Origin of the sequence: Photorhabdus thracensis (assembly GCF_001010285.1) — a bacterium.
GTDB classification, from domain to species: domain Bacteria; phylum Pseudomonadota; class Gammaproteobacteria; order Enterobacterales; family Enterobacteriaceae; genus Photorhabdus; species Photorhabdus temperata.
The window spans coordinates 942,779-960,182 of sequence record NZ_CP011104.1 but is presented as its reverse complement, the minus strand read 5'-3'; the positions used below and the strand labels follow the sequence as shown (position 1 = coordinate 960,182).

Genomic DNA, 17,404 nt, shown 5'->3' with positions numbered 1-17,404 from the left:
ATGATTAGTGATAATCCAGCCTGAACCGGACAGTGGTTCGATACTGCCCCGCCTGCAATAACTGGTGATTACCCACCAATCGCATCGCGTAACTAAGAGTCATATTCCCTTCCTGTAAATCCCCCACAGGCAATGGCGTTCCCGGATATGCCTGATTGCCGTATATGTCAGTAATTTGCAACGCGACACCTTGTGTTACACCATCCAATCGAAAATTGTTCCCATCCGGCACGCCGTCAAACGTCATCTGAAAGTGACGCCAGTCAGGCTTATCCAATGTGGCAGAGGTCAGTACGCAATTAATCAAGCGGATGGAAAAGGGGCGCACAGGCCCCTGCCCATCATGTACTATCCGGCTTACCGGAATCGTAGCTAACTCAATCGTCTGGTCACGGCTACCTGCGTCAATCGCACAGGCTGTATCAATAATGGCGCCTTGCATGCTAACGCGACCATGCCCTTGTGTTCCTCGTGTAGCAGTCGCTTCAGCGCCGACAGCAATGCAGGAAAACGTTAGCAGGCAGGGCACCACAACAACGGCAGAATATCGGCTCATGACTTCTCTCCGGCCAAACTCATTCAAAATCTTTGATTAGGAAACACCTGCCTTCCTGTAGGCGTTTCCATGCATGAAAGAGTTATTGATAAGTCAGTTGGAAATTGGCAATGCCGGTGAAATCTCCCGGAACAACTGCATCAGGCCCGGTATCACCCTGAAGATAAGCAGCGAAGTTCAGATCATTACTACCATCATGCAGTGCTACGGCAGGAGAAGGGGTACCCAGTTTAATCTTATTGCCGCCCCCATCGGTGATCGCAATGCCTGCGCCTTTAGCCGATCCTTCAATGCCCAGCAGACCTTCACCGCCAGTGATACTGGATTTGGCGCCGATAAACGTGGTTGTTACTGTATTTATCGTTTCAGTTGTGCAGTTCTCTAAAGAAATTTTGAATGACTTAGAAGAAGAACGACCGCCGTTTTTCAAAGAAACGTTAGAGATAGAACCCAGTGGTACAACCTGATCAACTGTTTCAGGGGTGATGGAACAAGGTGCATCAATGATAGAACCCGTAAAAGTTACCGTTCCGTGACCTTGGCTAGGATTAGCCGCATTTACAGAACTCGCGACCAAAACCATGCCCAATCCCAGAGCCATAACCAATTTATTCAATTTCATGTGAATTAATTCCTTGAATTTAAGGATAAAATACCCATAACCATAAAAAAATAGCAGCGCAGGATTCCCGATCCATGCACCCGATATCCGGCACAAAATAGGGTTTCAAAATTTCGGATTAATATTTTTTAAAACCAAACAAAATGCACCAAACTGTAAATATATTCCTACAAAACCACCTCTTAAGTCAAATTTATTGTAATTCCAGATTGCCAATATTTAACTATTTATAATATATAGATTTTCTTGGATATACTTTACTATTTCTCGTAACTAATATTAATTAGATTGTAAAATCTCAGTCAATTCATCTGAATTCAATCAAATATTAATTAATTACTTAGATTATTAATTTAAAATAATACTAAATTTAAAATTTTTACTCCGAATTATTATGCCTTATTAGTATTTTTAACCAAATAAAACAGTTTGGTGCATTCTGTTTAGTTTCTTTTTGTTGTCTAATAATTTCCAAATATATAATTACAAAGTTTACAAGCTGATATTTTCTATTAAAAAATGACTATTTGTGACTATCTGAAAATGGTATTTATAGATTTTGTCCTAAATAAATAGAATTGCCAGCTAATAATTTTATAAAAGCTCTATTAATTGATATATTCCGGTAGATTAATATTATTTTCTGCCGATAACTATCTGCTCTGATTTCACAGGAACTATTTTCATGAAGAAGCGTAAATTCTTAACCAGACATGAAATTAATGCGATTTTAGAAAAAGCACGTCAAGGTCGTCATGCTGAGAGAGATTACTGCATGATACTCATGTGCTTCATTCATGGGTTTCGAGTCAGTGAGCTATGTAATCTAATGCTATCAGACCTTGATCTTAACTCAGGAATTATTCATGTAAGACGACTAAAAGGAGGATTATCAACAACGCACCCACTGGTGCCAGAAGAAATTAATGCTTTAAATCAATGGTTTAATGTCAGGCGACAGTGGAGGGAATCAGATACATCGTGGGTCTTTTTATCACAAAAATCAGGCGCTATTTCACGCCAGCAAGTTTATGGTTTATTAAAGCGTTATGGCAGGCAAGCATTAGTTAATATTTCACCTCACCCACATATGTTAAGACATGCCTGCGGTTATGCTCTCGCTGATCTCGGAAGAGATACACGCCTTATTCAGGATTATCTCGGCCACCGGAATATATCCCATACCGTTATTTATACAGCAAGCAATGTAAAACGGTTTTCCAGAATATGGGAAACACCTTCAAAAGGTCTCGACTAATCTCAATATCTCTTTTTATAAAAAATCCTCATCCATGTATGTACTGATGAGGGTTTTTCATTCGCTAAAATAATTATTAATATCATACGATGTGGCTTATTATTTCTTGTGATTAATTTTAAATTAAATTTTTCGGAAATAAACACATTGCGTTATTAAATAAAAATTTGAATTTAGCATATAAATAAGATTCCAAAATAGCGCTACATCTTATACTACTCATAATTCTATATATAACAATGGGTTGAAGAAGGCCATGTGTAGCAAAATTATGAAATGTTATTTATATCTAGATCTATAATCTACCTCAGTCATTTGAAAAGTAGATAGCTCATCAACTGCAATAATAACAGTTCCCTACAAACGCTCCCAAAGAGATAAAGCATAGGAATTGCCAAGCACTGATAACGCAAGAAAAATTGGTTCAGGTCATGGTACTAACAAAATGTGGATGATGGTAAGAGGGTTTTTTCTCCCTGAATTTTCTTCAAGGAAAAAACCCGCTCACCTCATTTAATTTTACGCAACACTAAAATAATCAATAAAATAACTATCACACCAATTATTGTTTAAAATAATTAACAGATAGATTAATGACTATTTTTCGCCGAGACGAATTGTGTATCGACGAGGTCTTCATTCAATTCATCATAATCTTTAACTTCATTTTTAAATGTAATAATCTTATCTTGCCCACTGCATTGGCTATTAGATATCATATTACAATCATCTGGGATATTTTTTTCCTTTGTTCCAAGCCATTGAGAAAATAAAGTTAGAAAATGTAATCCACTTCTTTGCGCCGTTATTTTTTCACGATGAGAATAATCGCTTCCGGTAAGAAAAAAAGGTACCTGAAAACTCTGTTTATTCTTGTCATTATGTGTCAGACTTTCCTGCTCGGTTCCTTCATTAACATGAGAAAGACCGTGATCTGAAAAATACATCATAGTCCATTTTAAATGATTATCATTCGCCTCAGAAACAATTTCAGAAAGAAGCTTGTCTGTATTAGCGATACTTTTTATATAACAGGAAATTTCTTTCGATTGTAAAAACAGATCATATTCTCCATTAGTTCTGACACACGCCTGTGGATGAGAACCCATCAGATGAATAACAATAAGCTTTTTCTTCTTTTCTGACATTAACGCCTTTTTAATATAAGGCATCAATTTATCATCAGGTAAATAAAGCCTGTCATCAGAACTGCCGCTTTTCAGAAAATTAAAACTATCTGCCTGCTTCCCAATTAAAGCGATCGGAGAATCAAAAGCACTCTTCATACCCTGGTTAGATATCCAATAAGTATAAAATCCCGCTTTTTTCGCCAACGTTATGACACTGTTGTTTAAATTGATAATATTATTGTCTTTTAGAGCAAGTGAGTTCGTCAAAGACAGCTGGGTAGATGCTGATGATGAGATATAATTTGTAAATATCTTGCCATTGGCTTTGTCCAGCCACGGCGTATTATTATAAGGAAAACCATACGCATTCATAAAATCTTTTCTAACACTTTCACCAATTACCATTATATATGTTTCATATTTATCCTCTTCTACCACCGGCTGCCATGAATCCTTCTGTTTTATTATTTCAGCAAATTTCACCCTTTCTGAATTAACTTCATTGTAGCTTTCCCCCAGATCGCTAAAAAATCTAACTTCAGGTAAGCCAGAGGCTAATATATTAAAGTCAGGATCGAAATTAGATTTTATATATCCTCTCACCGGTGACCAAAAAGCTGACAATACAAAAAACAGAGATAGAAATATTACATTATTTCTCTTCAAAGTTACTTTTAGCTTGAGAGACAAAAACATTAAAATAATTATTGCCAACGCAACTAAATAGGTAAGCAAAGGAAGCCCACTGATAAATTCAATAGCTTCATTTTTGTTGGTATAAATTAAAGATCCTACTGAATTAATATCAGGATAACCATAAGTCAACCCTACTGGAGAATAAACCACACCAGTTAATCCAATAGCAAGTATAAAGATACAATATATAGAGAAGCTAAAATTAGACAACAATATTAGAATCGAAAAAGCACTGAATACATATATAAACTTTAACTGATACCCAAGGCTTAAATGGGCTAAGGTGAGAAAGATAAATAAGCACACCAAAGTGAACGTTTCTCGAAATTTTTTACTTAACAACATAACTAACTCGTTTCCTTAATTTATAGAGAAGACACCCCAAAATTTATAATCTTCTCTTATCAATACAAAACTAAAACATCTGTGGTTGCTCAACCCCAGCTTGAATGCAATCAGTTGCGCTAAACGTTCTGTTCGACACGATTATATTCCACATATCATCTATTCTTTATGCAACTCTAAACGACGTTACTCAGATTTTTACACGAAATAGTAAAGCGAATGCCTAAAAAACACCTTATCATCTCTCTGTCACTTGGTTAAGCATTTCACTTAGTTAGGATATTAGATTGTCAGTTATTGATCTGCAATATTTGATTAAAAATCTGTAAATAAGGCGCGTTTTCCTGTTAAGAATAAAAATTCTGGGATACGCTGATCGTACTCATTATCTGTGAGCTATAATTATGCTCTGGAGTGTGTTATGAGAACAACTGCAAGTAGTAGAAAAAAGGGGCAAACGTCTACCGTAGCATTGATTTAATTGAAGAAGCTAAGGCATTGCATATGAATCTATCAGCAACACTAAAACAAGCCTTAGCAAACGCTGTAAGTGAACGTAAACGCCAAAAATGGATTGAAGAGAACAAAACCGGGATTGAAGCACTGAATGGCTTTATAAACGAAGCTGGATTATTTTCAGACGATGAAAGATTCAGGGTTTCCTGATGGCTCAATTTTCAATTTATAAACATGCCGTTAGCTGCCAAGAGTAAGGCTAATTCACAAATTAATACCAATATTAACGATAAACGGTAAAGAATATGTCATTCTTTCAAATATGATTTCATCTACCGATGTTAAGAATTTGAAAAAAGATGATATTGTCTGGAAGCACCGCAAATACGAGATGATATATTTTCAGCTATAGATATGCTAATAGCAGGAATATAAAATCGCATTTCTCATTCGTTATTAATAAGTGTGACAGCATTACATTGACGTTAGTCATTGTAAATCAAAAGATTGTAATTAACCGAAAAAAAGTGTCAAAATAAAAGATAGATAATGTACTTAACCCATAAGATCTAAAAGCCCTAGCGTTCACCATCACAAAATTGCCACTATAATAGCAAAAAGTGGCAAAAATACCCTATTTTTGCTATTATAGTAGCAATATTTCCGATTCAATAGGTGCTGAAATGCTATCACTAAATACCCCATACGACACTCAGATTGCGTTTAAGACATATCTGAAGAAAGTTCGCAAAAACCGTAAGTTATCCGTTGAGGCACTAGCACAACATTCCGGTGTACCCAACAGTACGATTCGAAAATTTGAAGCAACAGGTAATATTTCTTTAAGACAATTCTTAATGCTTTATGATGCACTGTGCAATCTCAATGATATTCATCAGATAACCAAAATAAAACACCATCCCCAAAGTATCGAAGAGGTATTAAAACATGCTTAATATCTCTTTACTGGTAAAGCGCAGATTCAGTAATGGAAACGTTGAGAACGTCGGTAAATTAGCTGAAAACAGCAGCGGAGTTTACTTTCAATACGATGATAATTATTTATCAGCACATAAATGCTCTATTGCTCCATTTAATCTCGAGTTCGATGATTCATTGCAAAAAGCACCACATCAACCTCACTACGGATTACATGGCGTTTTTGGTGATAGCTTGCCCGATGGATGGGGATTATATTTGATGGATCGAGTTTTCCGCCAAAATGGTTATGTTCCCCAAAATATCACAGCATTGGAAAGACTGGCGTTTATCGGAAATCGTGGCCTTGGCGCTTTATCCTATGAGCCTGAAATACAAATTGAAAACAGAGACAAATATCAAGATATAGAACTCATTACATTAGGTAAAGAAGCCATTAAAGAATTTGAAGGAACGGAATCTCACCTAATAGCACACCTAATGAACGCAGGGAGTTCGGGTGGTGCAAGACCAAAACTTAATGTAACCAAACTGGCAAATGGGACTTTTACCACAAAACAAGATGCTATTGGCGAAAAACTGATTATCAAATTGACCTCAGAGAAATTTGCGCTAGGGCATCATGAAAGCCTTATTGAATATACCTATATGAAAATAGCAGAACGCGTAAATATTGAAGTTTCCGATTTTGAGTTATTTGATGCCGGGAATGGGCAATATTGGTTACAGCAATCCCGTTTTGACTGTGTAGGTGAACAAGGGCGTTTTCATATGATTTCTGCTTGTGGGTTACTGGATGCTCCTTTCAGGGAACCTTCGCTGGATTATATCGAATTGATCAAAGCGACCCGAATGTTATGTAATACTGATGAAGCCAAGAAACTTCTCTACAGAGCCATATTTAACTATCTGATGATAAACCAAGATGATCATGCAAAGAACTTCGCTTTCCTGGCCGATGACAATGATAACTGGCGTATCTCTCCTTTCTACGACATTATGTATAGTCCATCACGTTATAATGAACATATGACAGCTTTCAATGGCTATGGCTCGAAAATAACAAAACAGACAATGGAATTAATGGCAGGTCAGGCCGGGTTATCAGGCGCAAAAGCGATGATGAATATAGCTGCTGAAATTTATGACATAGCTAAAGATTTTCATATAGAAGCGGAACATGTTGGTATTCCAGCAATTTTAGCCAGAGAAATTCAACGAAATATTGACAACAGATGGAACACGTTGAAAGAATAATCCCATAACTATTAGGAGAATCAGTAATGAACGAAAAATTCTATCAATTAAAAATTACTCTCACAGACTCACAACCTGCTATTTGGCGGCAATTTGTTGTTCCTGCCTCTATCTCACTTGATAGGCTGCATGATGTCATACAAATTGTGATGGGATGGCAAGATAGCCATCTGCATGAATTTCATATTGGCAAACTGCGACTAACAGAAATGCCAGAAGACCCATCGAATGGAAAGGAAGAATGTGCATATCGCCTGATTGACCTGATTAAACAAAAAGGGAGATCTTTTAGCTATATCTATGATTTTGGCGATAGTTGGGAACACGAAATTATTTTAGAAAACAATCATTATCCTGAAAGTGATCTTCCGCTGCCTTTTTACTGTCTGGATGGCGCCCGCGCATGCCCCCCTGAAGATACCGGAGGTATTTATGGTTATGAAAACTTAATAGAAATACTTAATGATCCTGACCATGAAGAATATGAAGAAACGCTGCAATGGATAAATGAATCGCTTGGTTTGTCTGAAAATGAACATTTCGACCCAGAGCAATTCTATCCGGACAATATTAATGCCTTTTTAGCGCTCTATTATCGCTGGTCACGAGACCGTAACCATCCCTTATGGAACCACGAAGCCCAGGGCAACCGCATGAATGATTAAATATCACTCACATTAGCAAAACCCGCCTGTAATACTCGCTCCAAAAATTGGGTTTTCATCCATATTCGTCTACGCTTCGCTTTAATGCTTAATTGACTCGTTTCTTTTTTCAGCATGTTTAACGAAATACGTCGTAATATCGCGATGTTTTCCGCCGCATTTTCACGGTAAATTTGACAATCATCTTCCTTAAACGTCACATCAAGCACCCAGTGAAGATTATTCTCTATTTGCCAATGGCTGCGTACTGCCTGAGAAAATTGTTCTTCTGTCAGTCTGGCTGAACTGATGTAGTAACGGTACTCCAGACTGGGCAATTTGCCGTTTTCTTGCCTGTATCCGATTGTGACACCCAGTGTTTTTAATCCCGTCCATTCCGGAAAATCGGTTTTGAATGTATCGGCATTCAGCACATGGCTTTCTCTGATTTCCAGACGACCATGACCCTGTTCTATCAACGCTTTTTCGGTTGTTAAGGGCAAAACGCGCTGGGCTTCCAGGGCTTTTTGAATGGCACGATGGAGACGTTTTTGGTTGTCTTTCACACTTAATAAATAATCCGCGCCGGCATCAATAATCTCCTGAGCGATCTGCGTTTGGCATCCCATCGCATCAATGGAAATCAGCGCGCCTTTCAGTTCCAACAACTTAATGAGTTCCGGGATTGCGGTAATTTCATTAGATTTTTTCTGGGTTTTAACCTGGCCGATGACCATTTTATTGGCTGTCGCATAAGCACTCACAAGGTGGAGAGCCGAACCGCGTTCTCCCGGGGCATAGGCACCCCGTAAGACTTTACCATCAATCGCCACTAATTCTCCCTGAGTAACCTGATGAACCGAACGCATCCAGTTGATAAAACACAGATTAAATTGTTCCGGATTAATCCGTGAGAGAAGCCGGGCAATCGTATCATCAACAGGGATCCCCGCCTTGAACATATTATGTTCAAGAAACCATTCATGGTGGCCTTCAATATACTCTTGGATCTCACTCCAACCATCTGCGCCGCCCAGAACAGCGCACAATGAGGCAAATAAAATATCGAATAAAGGGTAGGCGACTTTAGCGCTTTGACGGGGATCTTGAATGTCTGAGAAATGTTCAGTAAAAATATCAAAGCACATGGTTTTTGCTCTCAAAAAGAGAGTATGAGATCATAACTATTACCGTCGGTCAAATCTGATTTTTTTAACAAAATATTCACGATCTTGCCCTGCCACGAAGCCTAATCATAGGGTAAATCTATCATTACAGAGAAAAGTTTCAGATGAATCACTACTACAGACATTGGTGCTTAATTTGAGCTTATTTTTCTCAAGGAATGGGTGATACATAATTCAGTATTGAGTGCAGTTTCAGTGGTGTTTTCAGATTGCCCCCAGTCAAACTGCACCGGCACTTTACACAACATCACGCTTTCCATAGCGACCTGAAGAAATATATCGTCATTCCTCTTGTTTAGGCCGCGCAATTGCATCCCGGCAACGATTAATGCATGTCCAGAACAGCAATAATATTGCTGCAATGAAAATATAATTGGAATAAACCAATGATTGCGGCCAAAGTGCGATACACATCCCATAAACACCCAGCAAGAAAGCCCGATCGCTTTTCCCTAATGGCCCTTTATAACTGCGCACACCTGTCAGAGTCTGCGCAACAACACCACAAAACTCAGTAGATATGGCAAATATCACGGTAAAAATAACTAACCAAAGGGATGTATTAGCCAAAAGAGCAAATGGTAAATATAACGCAAAATCAGACACGATATCGCCCATTTCATTTAATACAGCGCCCAGTCGGGATTGCTGATTAAATTCTCTTGCCAACATGCCATCAATAGCATTAAGTGCCATGCGAAGAAACAGAAAAAGAGGCAAGAGAAGGAAAAGATGCGGATAAGGAAAGAATGCCAAAATTCCACCTACAATCACCGAAGCTATCATTGCACACAGCGTCACCTGATTGGCAGTAATACCACGTTGATAAAGGCGTATCACCCAAGGTCTGAGTAAGTTTTGAAACTTCGGTTTTATATCATATAACGTCATAATTCACCTATCGTTAAAATTACTTGAGTAATAGTGTATACCCAATAGATTTCAAGTTGCGGCGCGGTGGCAAGTGAACGTAACCAAACAAAGCAGCAACTTGAAAGATGAAGGGTATATAAGTAACCAATAACTTTCACTGTTTTTACTATCATCATTAAAGATAAATCAGATTCATCAAAATACAATAAAAGAGGCTCAATTGAATCAACAAGATGTTTTTATATAGCGTGAATTGCTTTTTTCTGAATAGGTTATTATTATCATTTTTACATTTCATCATATTTACGATAAAGGAGTCCATATGAACCATGGATGACGAGTTCCCCGAATCAACGGAGATGAACCATAAATGAAGTCATAATTCGATTGACTTCAAATACTGTTCCTCGTGTCCACGGGGATGAGAATTTATTGGCATCTTTTTTTTCTTTTTCTTAAAAGCCGGCGTTGCTTTCGTCGTCAATTGCGTTCTGTACGGCAACTAATCTCAGGTTATCTGTATTTCTCTCCACGGGAATGAATGAGATAATTCCGGGATCCCCATTACCAGGATAATTTCCACGACTGTTGGCGTTCGCCGGCTATTGCGTGTCAAGATAGTGGACAACTTTCACGACTGTTTTTATTGTCATCAGTAAAGCGTAATATCCTTATCCCCGGTATTTAATGAAGATGCGCTATGAGTGAAACAGTTAAATAGATGACGTTATGAGTTATCATCACAGATTGAGGTAAATATATTTTTTTGATTAAAAATCAATGTATTATTCTGTCGCAATGATAATAGGGAGGAATGTAAATGAATTAGCGGCTGTTTTATCTATCGTGGATTATTTTTCTGAAAAAATGGTATGTCACTATCCGTTTTATCGTTTATTAGATTGAAGATAATCGAATTTATACTGCGTCAGTAATGCTTTCTTACCGTTTGTAACCATTTCTTACAAATTTATATTTTTGTAAATTTATAAAAAATCCTTGCTTTCTGATGAAAGTTTAATAACTATTACTTTAAGTTCCATCATACAAGCAGTATGAAAGGAATTTCAACTTCTGTTCCCTTTATTCAAAGGGATTAATTGATGGGGATACATTACTGTCTTCCTGTCGTTCAATTTGTTATTACTCACTGCATAGAGCTGTACTTTATGTCTGTGGTAATCGGATTTTTGCTACCTTATTTTTAGGGTGGTGGGATCAATTATTTCAATTCCCGGTGGGGGATCAAACCATTGCTGAGGGCGCTTCGACTGCGAGTGGGACCCATCAACAGGGGCTCGCGCTGGAGGGCATGAAAACCTCTTGTGGCGCCACGTTGATCGCGTCACAGTCACTTTTTCAGGTAAAAATCTCATAGGGCAGATGTAATGAATAAAAGAGAATCACTGCTCCTGCAAGAGCTCAACTATATGCGACAATTGGCGCAGGAAGCCGTAAAGGAACACCCTCATCTGGCTGGTTTTTTTATCCGAAGGGGCGGGTGATCCGGATGCTGAACGAGCAATACAGGTCTATGCCCTGTTAGCTTCCCGTCTTCGCTACAAAATTGAGGATGATTTTCCTGAGGTGACGCTAAATATGTTGACGCATATTTGGCCACAAGCGTTGCGTCCGTTACTGCCGACGAGTCTCGTTCAATTTTCACCGCAAGAAGGGAATCACCTGGGGGCGACAACGCTGCCGGCGGGGACGTCGGTTTTTGCCGGCGAAATTAGCTTTGTGGCTTGATGTTCATCTCTGTGATATCCAGTTACGGACGCAGGATAAAGCTATCACGCTTGATGGCGGCTACCCGGTACCGGCCTTGTGGGGGACAGAGCGGCGGGTTGACATTCTTCCGACCAAGAAAACCCTGCCGTTTTCCATTCTGCAACTGATGATGGAATATTACTATATGCCTCATGTGCGTGATTTTGTGACGATTAATATCAAGAATGAACGTCCGTTGGTGAGGTTGAATGATGACCGGACATTCGAGCTGATTTTGCGGTTTAAAGGCAGTCTGGAACTGACTGATATTGCCCAAACCTTTTTGTTGGATTGCGTGCCGGTCAGACAACTGGAGCAGATGACCAGTGCGGCCATCCCGATAAACAACGGCATCAGCCGTTATGAAATCTCATTAAAGCCGACGCATTCAGGAGCATATTAACGGTATCGTCCGACTGGATAACATTCCGATAGATCGCCTCGACAAAGGGGTTCCTGTGCGGGGTCACCAGCTTATCCTGACCCTGAACCCGGATTGTTTTGCCAATCAGGGGGAGATGTATCAGTTCAGCCTGGTGGTGACATGCCTGCTGACAGTTTTCATCAGCATGGGCGCTTTTTTGATGATGAAGGTGATTATGGTCAGACGGGAGAAGTCTTGTGGGACTTTCAAGAGATGATGTTCGGACTGCGTCCCTATATATAATGTTATAAAGAAGGAAATCATATCGATGAGCAAATTAGGCCCATTTGATCATATTGACTGTAGAAAAATTCTGAAAAACTGGGTGGAATTTCAGTTGATGGATGAACAGGGGAAACCCCTGATCAATATGCCTTACCGTTTGAAAGTTTGGGAGAATCCTCTGATGGGACGTCAAGGTGTTACCGATGGCAATGGATTATTCCGGGAAGAGGATATGCCACCCCATCCGATAACACTGTATATCGGTGCCCAACCCTTGGCCGATGAGATGGAACAGCGGCCATTGCGGGAAATACGCGGTGAAGCGGCGTCGGTGGTGAAGCCCAAAGCAGAAGCCGAAGGCCACCAATATCATTATGTGACTATCGGGCAGATTAGTGATGGGTTGCCGGTGATTGAGGATTGGAATGACCCTAAAAAAATTCCGCCTCCCTATCATTTCCCAGACCCGGAGCCTAAAGGGTTTTATTCCCGCCAATTAAACTGTCGGCATGTTCTGGAAATATGCCCGTTTCGGGCTTGGGTCTTGCAGCTACATCATCAAAAAGAGTATTCCATTGTTAATGCGTATAACCAGTGTTTGATGAGTGTGTTGGCTTATGCCGGCGGGGATGTTGATACTGAAGGCTCGGTGACTCACTTTTTTAATCGGCAGATGGTGGATGTTTCGAAGCGGCCTTATCAGGTGGAAAAAGCATCGGCCACGCCTGTGGTTTATGATGTGCCGTTCAGTAAACGTTATTCCCGGGTAGAGTTTATTGATTCAAAAACGGCAGATAAACAGGGTGATACCCGACTGTTTTATGTAGCCAGCAACAGTGATGTTCTTGTCAGCTGGCGGGGTACAATTAGTCTGGATAATTACCTGACCGATATCACCTTTCAGCCGTTAAGTTTGAGCTGTGACGATGAGAAAGCTCTGTGCAGCGGGTTTATTCACAGTGGCAAAGTGCATAAAGGATTCTGGGAGGCATTCAACTTGGTTGAACGGTTAACAGTCCCCAGTGAGACAACCAAAGAAATATTCAGTGATATCTTAGAGTTGGTGAAAAACAAACGGTTATTTATTTGCGGCCACAGCTTGGGAGGAGCATTGGCATTACTGCACAGTGCACAACTGAAAGAATATAATCCTTGTCTTTACAGCTATGGGATGCCGAGAACATTAACCCATAGTGCAGTAGAAGAATTGTCTGCCATTATCCACTATCGTCATGTTAATGAAGATGACGTCATTCCTGCTGTGCCATTTGAGCAGGATATGGATAATGGTTTTTTCCATTACTGGGTGCCGGCGGGGTACGAGTGGGAAATCATGAAACTGGTGTCTCCGTCACCGATTGTTAAAGCCATTAAACAAGCGACTGCCAGTCAAGAAATCTATTGGCATCATGGTAAAGTTGTTCATTTTTTTCAAGCCAACAGTTGCCCGGAATGGCTGATTTCCGCCAGGAATATCCCCTTTATAACGGGTGTGACTGAAGAAGTATTGAATAACACCACCAAGCTCTATTTAATTCCTGACTTAAACCCGGAAACAGAAAAGGATTTTTCTCTGGCCGGTGAGCAGCAAAATGCGTTGTTTAATCAGCTCAGTCAACAAGAAAAAGACAAACTGTTTGTTGAAAACAGAGGTGCTGATTTAAAAGGGGGATTTGGCTTTTCTAATCATAGCTCGTATAAATATGCGGGTTATATAGATAAGCGCCTCAGAGAGTTATGCGAACCGGATAAGATTACGGTCTATCAGGACAGTCAGCGTCAATTTAAGGCGACAATGGATAATGATAAGATGCTTATCCCTGACAACATTTACTATCGTAATCTCTATTTTCTGGATATGGACAAACAGTTAATAAAATCACTGACCGTCAGCCAACAGGAAGAACAAGGCACACTGGCCTTACAACATTACTGCGATAAGAAGGAACTATCAGTATGAAAATATTGAAAATAACGTTGCTCTTATTATTTCTCTATTTTATTTACTGGGCGTTAGGCGATACCTTTTTTAACTGGCTTTTTCCCTTTTCATCTGCCGGAAAGGGGCCGTCAATTACCGTGGAGGGCGTCGCGCCGAAATATACCAAACCCTATGTATATGCGCAGTATATCTCAAAAGATTGTCTTAGATATCAGTTTGATGCAGGTATGTCGCCTTATAAGGTGCCAACTTATAACGGATTGCGCCTGGATGTGAAGGCAGACCCACAAACCGGTTATTTTCAGGCGAAATTACCTTTTAGTGGCGGGGGCTGGTGTAAATGGAAAATCAATCAAGCTTCTGTGGCAGTGGGGTATGCCGATGTCCACCATCTGGTGAAAGATGCGGTGCCCTATGGAGGAACGGGTTTCACTGCATTTATTAACGATGCTGCCCAGACGAATATTAGTGAAACCGCGGCATTAAATACTATTGATTTTAGCCCCATCATTTACCCTGTTTTAGAGATGGTTGAAAGATTGCCTAAAAGAGTATCCTTACAGGGTGAAGTATCAAATACGCATTCCTTTCGGCTGAAATTAACTCCAGGAGCCGAGTGGAAAATTACCTTTAAGCCCAGACTGGATGAAACCAAAATGGCGAAGGTGACTGTGACTAATGGAAGTGAGTGGGTTGAATATCCTGGTGGAAAGATTGATAACGATACTCGAATAGTCGATTTTCGGTATATGTATATGAAGTAACGCTATCAGAGGAGTCTGGAAAATAAAGCCATGTTTCTAAAGTCATATCACCAGTTTGCTTAAATGCCAACACGAGAACACTGTATTCTAAAGGAATCCGTTAGTATGAAAATATTGAAAATAACGTTGCTCTTATTATTTCTCTATTTTATTTACTGGGCGTTGGGCGATACCTTTTTTAACTGGCTTTTTCCTTTTTCATCTGTCGGAAAGGGGCCGTTAATTACCGTGGAAGGCGTAGCGCCGAAATATACCAAACCGTATGTGTCCGCGCAGTATATATCAAAAGATTGTCTTAGATATCAGTTTCATTCTGATATGTCACCTTATAAAGGTACCGACTTACCATGTTTTAAGTCTGGATGTAAAAGCTGATCCACAAACCGGTTATTTTCAGGCAAAGTTACCCTTTAATGGTGGGGGCTGGTGCAAATGGAAAATCAATCAAGCCTTTGTAACAGTCGGTTATACCGATGTCACCCGCTTGGTAAAAGATGCGGTTCAGGATGAAGGCGCTGAAGGGACCGGTTTAACGGCATTTATTAACGATGCGGCCCAGATATATCTTGACGAAACTGCAACATTGAATGTTATAGATTACCACCCGGTTATTTACCCTATTTTGGAAATGGTTAACAAATTTCCCAAAAGACTCTACTTGCGAGGTGAGAAACCAATGCGTCCATTTAGATTGATGTTAACTCCAGGAGCGGAATGGAAAATTATCTATAAGCCTAAACTGGATGAGACTAAGATGCCGAAAGTGATTATCCCGTCGGGTAAAGCACCTGCGAGGGTTGAATACCCGGATGGAAGCATTGATTGGAATAATAGCTGATGCCCGGTAAAATCTTTGACCTCAACGAGCATCCGATTGATGCCATGAACACCCGCTGGCAAATCGTGACCATTCATCATTACGGCAAATGTCCGCAGGCACTGGAAGAAACCCGTGGCGGATCAGGAAGTTATCTGCATAACGAATTCAGTTTTATTTCCGGTTATAAGGACTGGCGAGCGCTGTATCGCTACAAGCCACTGGCAGATGGTGATGAAGTGGCAACCGTGGTGGGCCCGGCAGGGGAAGAGATTTATGTCAACAAAGACGGTTGTATTCGCGTCCATTTTCACTGGGATCGTTATAATAAAGCCGATGAAAACGCGTCTTGTTGGGTACGGTTCGCACAGGGTTGGAATGGCAGCGGTTACGGTTTTATGGCGGTTCCTCGTATCGGTCAGGAAGTGATCGTCTCCTATCTGAACGGCGATATTGATCGGCCGATTGTCACCGGTTGCACCTACAACGGTTTAAACCGGGCCACCGCTGAATTTACCCGCCGAGAAAACCCGCACCACGTTTAAAACCCGGACCCACAAAGGTGACGGTTTTAACGAATTGCGGTTTGAGGATGCCAAAGACCAGGAAGAGATTTACCTGCACGGACAGAAAGATCTGACCGCCCATATTCAGCATGATACCTACTGGCATATTAAACACGACCATAAACAGCGGATCGATAATAACCGTTACAGTGAAATCCGCGCTGATGACCACCGGAAAATCGCCGGCTCCGGTAAATACAGTACCGAGGGGGATGTATCGCACCGTATCACCGGCAGTCAGCATTTACAGACCGGGGAAGCGTTAGTCGCTGAAAGCGGTCAGGAAACGCACCTGAAAAGTTGCAGCTAGGCGGCAAGTGAACGCCTCCCCAGGAGCATAGATAACTCTGTGACTGGGGTAAGTGAACGCAGCCAACAAAGCAGCAACTTGAAAGATGAAGGGTATAAATCATAACAGACGGTAGGGTGAGTATATTATCGATTAATGATCAATATGTTGAGTTTGATATTGTCATGATGATAATTTGGTGAAAGATGGGTGAATTAGAGACTTTTTTGTTTATATAGATTGTTTTTCTGATCAGTTGGTCGATTTAAAGATATCTGTTCTTCGCTAAATATAAACCTGAATCCTTTTTATATTTATAGCGCATTGTTATCAATTTATTTTTGTAAATTTTCAAAAAAGTTCTTGCACTCTGATGATGATTTAATAATTTTTGTCTAAACTTTATTATGTTGCCGATATGAAAGAATATCATCAGATACCTTTGTCGTTATCAACAGGGATTAACTGATTGGTGTTTGTTTCTTTTGCTTTCCACCTATCCAGCTGCTTGTGTGGGATATATTTCACGATCGGTAATGAGATATTCACTTTATTTACTTGATATGAGTATTCGTCAGTTTTAAATGGCAAAGTCTTATGGGATTTTCATCGCGATATGTCTGGGCTGTATTCATGTTAACAGA

Annotated in this window: 16 protein-coding genes and 2 pseudogenes; 13 read left to right on the top strand and 5 right to left on the bottom strand. The window is 40.0% G+C overall.

Annotation, left to right across the window (positions count from 1 at the left end; genetic code table 11):
- Positions 1–4: 4 nt before the first annotated feature.
- Entirely contained in the window at positions 5–556 is a 552-nt protein-coding gene (locus VY86_RS04010) for a fimbrial protein (protein WP_046974019.1), read from the bottom strand.
- An 82-nt stretch (positions 557–638) separates the two neighbouring features.
- A complete protein-coding gene (locus VY86_RS04005; RefSeq protein WP_046974018.1) occupies positions 639–1,178 on the bottom strand; it encodes a fimbrial protein in 540 nt (179 codons plus the stop codon).
- Positions 1,179–1,863: 685 nt separating this feature from the next.
- On the opposite strand from VY86_RS04005, the gene VY86_RS04000 reads away from it, so the two are divergent.
- Positions 1,864–2,436 (top strand): tyrosine-type DNA invertase, encoded by a 573-nt coding sequence (locus VY86_RS04000; RefSeq protein ID WP_046974017.1) that lies wholly within the window; start codon positions 1,864–1,866, stop codon positions 2,434–2,436.
- A 590-nt stretch (positions 2,437–3,026) separates the two neighbouring features.
- Here VY86_RS04000 and VY86_RS03995 read toward each other — a convergent pair.
- Entirely contained in the window at positions 3,027–4,607 is a 1,581-nt protein-coding gene (locus VY86_RS03995) for a phosphoethanolamine transferase (protein WP_046974016.1), read from the bottom strand.
- A gap of 504 nt (positions 4,608–5,111) precedes the next feature.
- Between VY86_RS03995 and VY86_RS03990 the strand changes: the two genes are divergently transcribed.
- The 4 genes from VY86_RS03990 to VY86_RS03975 all read left to right on the top strand — a co-directional run bounded on the left by VY86_RS03990 (position 5,112) and on the right by VY86_RS03975 (position 7,924).
- Complete coding sequence (locus tag VY86_RS03990) at positions 5,112–5,273, top strand: type II toxin-antitoxin system CcdA family antitoxin (protein ID WP_228940060.1); 162 nt, start codon at positions 5,112–5,114, stop codon at positions 5,271–5,273.
- A gap of 473 nt (positions 5,274–5,746) precedes the next feature.
- Positions 5,747–6,019 carry a helix-turn-helix domain-containing protein gene (locus VY86_RS03985; protein WP_023045957.1) on the top strand — a complete coding sequence of 91 codons (273 nt, stop codon included), beginning with the start codon at positions 5,747–5,749 and terminating at the stop codon, positions 6,017–6,019.
- Entirely contained in the window at positions 6,012–7,259 is a 1,248-nt protein-coding gene (locus VY86_RS03980; RefSeq protein ID WP_046974014.1) for a type II toxin-antitoxin system HipA family toxin, read from the top strand. The genes VY86_RS03985 and VY86_RS03980 overlap by 8 nt, the downstream gene beginning before the upstream one ends.
- Positions 7,260–7,285: 26 nt before the next feature.
- Complete coding sequence (locus VY86_RS03975; RefSeq protein WP_046974013.1) at positions 7,286–7,924, top strand: plasmid pRiA4b ORF-3 family protein; 639 nt, start codon at positions 7,286–7,288, stop codon at positions 7,922–7,924.
- Here VY86_RS03975 and VY86_RS03970 read toward each other — a convergent pair.
- Both VY86_RS03970 and VY86_RS03965 read right to left on the bottom strand, forming a co-directional pair.
- A complete protein-coding gene (locus tag VY86_RS03970; protein ID WP_046973755.1) occupies positions 7,921–9,051 on the bottom strand; it encodes an ISAs1-like element ISPlu17 family transposase in 1,131 nt (376 codons plus the stop codon). The two genes, VY86_RS03975 and VY86_RS03970, sit on opposite strands and share 4 nt — an antisense overlap.
- Positions 9,052–9,372: 321 nt before the next feature.
- Complete coding sequence (locus VY86_RS03965) at positions 9,373–9,981, bottom strand: CDP-alcohol phosphatidyltransferase family protein (RefSeq protein WP_046974012.1); 609 nt, start codon at positions 9,979–9,981, stop codon at positions 9,373–9,375.
- Between the two features lie 1,370 nt (positions 9,982–11,351).
- Here VY86_RS03965 and VY86_RS25635 point away from each other — a divergent pair.
- The 8 genes and pseudogenes from VY86_RS25635 to tssI form a co-directional block, all read left to right on the top strand.
- On the top strand, positions 11,352–11,468 hold the full coding sequence (locus tag VY86_RS25635; protein ID WP_238591565.1) for a type VI secretion system baseplate subunit TssF: 117 nt from the start codon (positions 11,352–11,354) through the stop codon (positions 11,466–11,468).
- A complete protein-coding gene (locus VY86_RS25630) occupies positions 11,434–11,712 on the top strand; it encodes a type VI secretion system baseplate subunit TssF (RefSeq protein WP_338012150.1) in 279 nt (92 codons plus the stop codon). The genes VY86_RS25635 and VY86_RS25630 overlap by 35 nt, the downstream gene beginning before the upstream one ends.
- Positions 11,684–12,136 (top strand): type VI secretion system baseplate subunit TssF, encoded by a 453-nt coding sequence (locus VY86_RS25625; protein ID WP_071880976.1) that lies wholly within the window; start codon positions 11,684–11,686, stop codon positions 12,134–12,136. The genes VY86_RS25630 and VY86_RS25625 overlap by 29 nt, the downstream gene beginning before the upstream one ends.
- A 55-nt stretch (positions 12,137–12,191) precedes the next feature.
- Positions 12,192–12,374, top strand: a complete 183-nt coding sequence (locus tag VY86_RS25620; protein WP_071880975.1) for a hypothetical protein — start codon at positions 12,192–12,194, stop codon at positions 12,372–12,374.
- A 51-nt stretch (positions 12,375–12,425) separates the two neighbouring features.
- Positions 12,426–14,342, top strand: coding sequence for a lipase family protein (locus VY86_RS03955; protein ID WP_046974010.1), 1,917 nt, complete (start codon positions 12,426–12,428; stop codon positions 14,340–14,342).
- Positions 14,339–15,088, top strand: a complete 750-nt coding sequence (locus tag VY86_RS03950) for a hypothetical protein (RefSeq protein WP_046974009.1) — start codon at positions 14,339–14,341, stop codon at positions 15,086–15,088. The genes VY86_RS03955 and VY86_RS03950 overlap by 4 nt, the downstream gene beginning before the upstream one ends.
- A 105-nt stretch (positions 15,089–15,193) precedes the next feature.
- Positions 15,194–15,926: pseudogene (locus VY86_RS03945) on the top strand (hypothetical protein).
- Positions 15,923–16,772: pseudogene (gene tssI, locus VY86_RS03940) on the top strand (type VI secretion system tip protein TssI/VgrG); the annotation flags it as partial. The pseudogenes VY86_RS03945 and tssI, both read left to right, overlap by 4 nt.
- Positions 16,773–17,404: the final 632 nt, after the last annotated feature.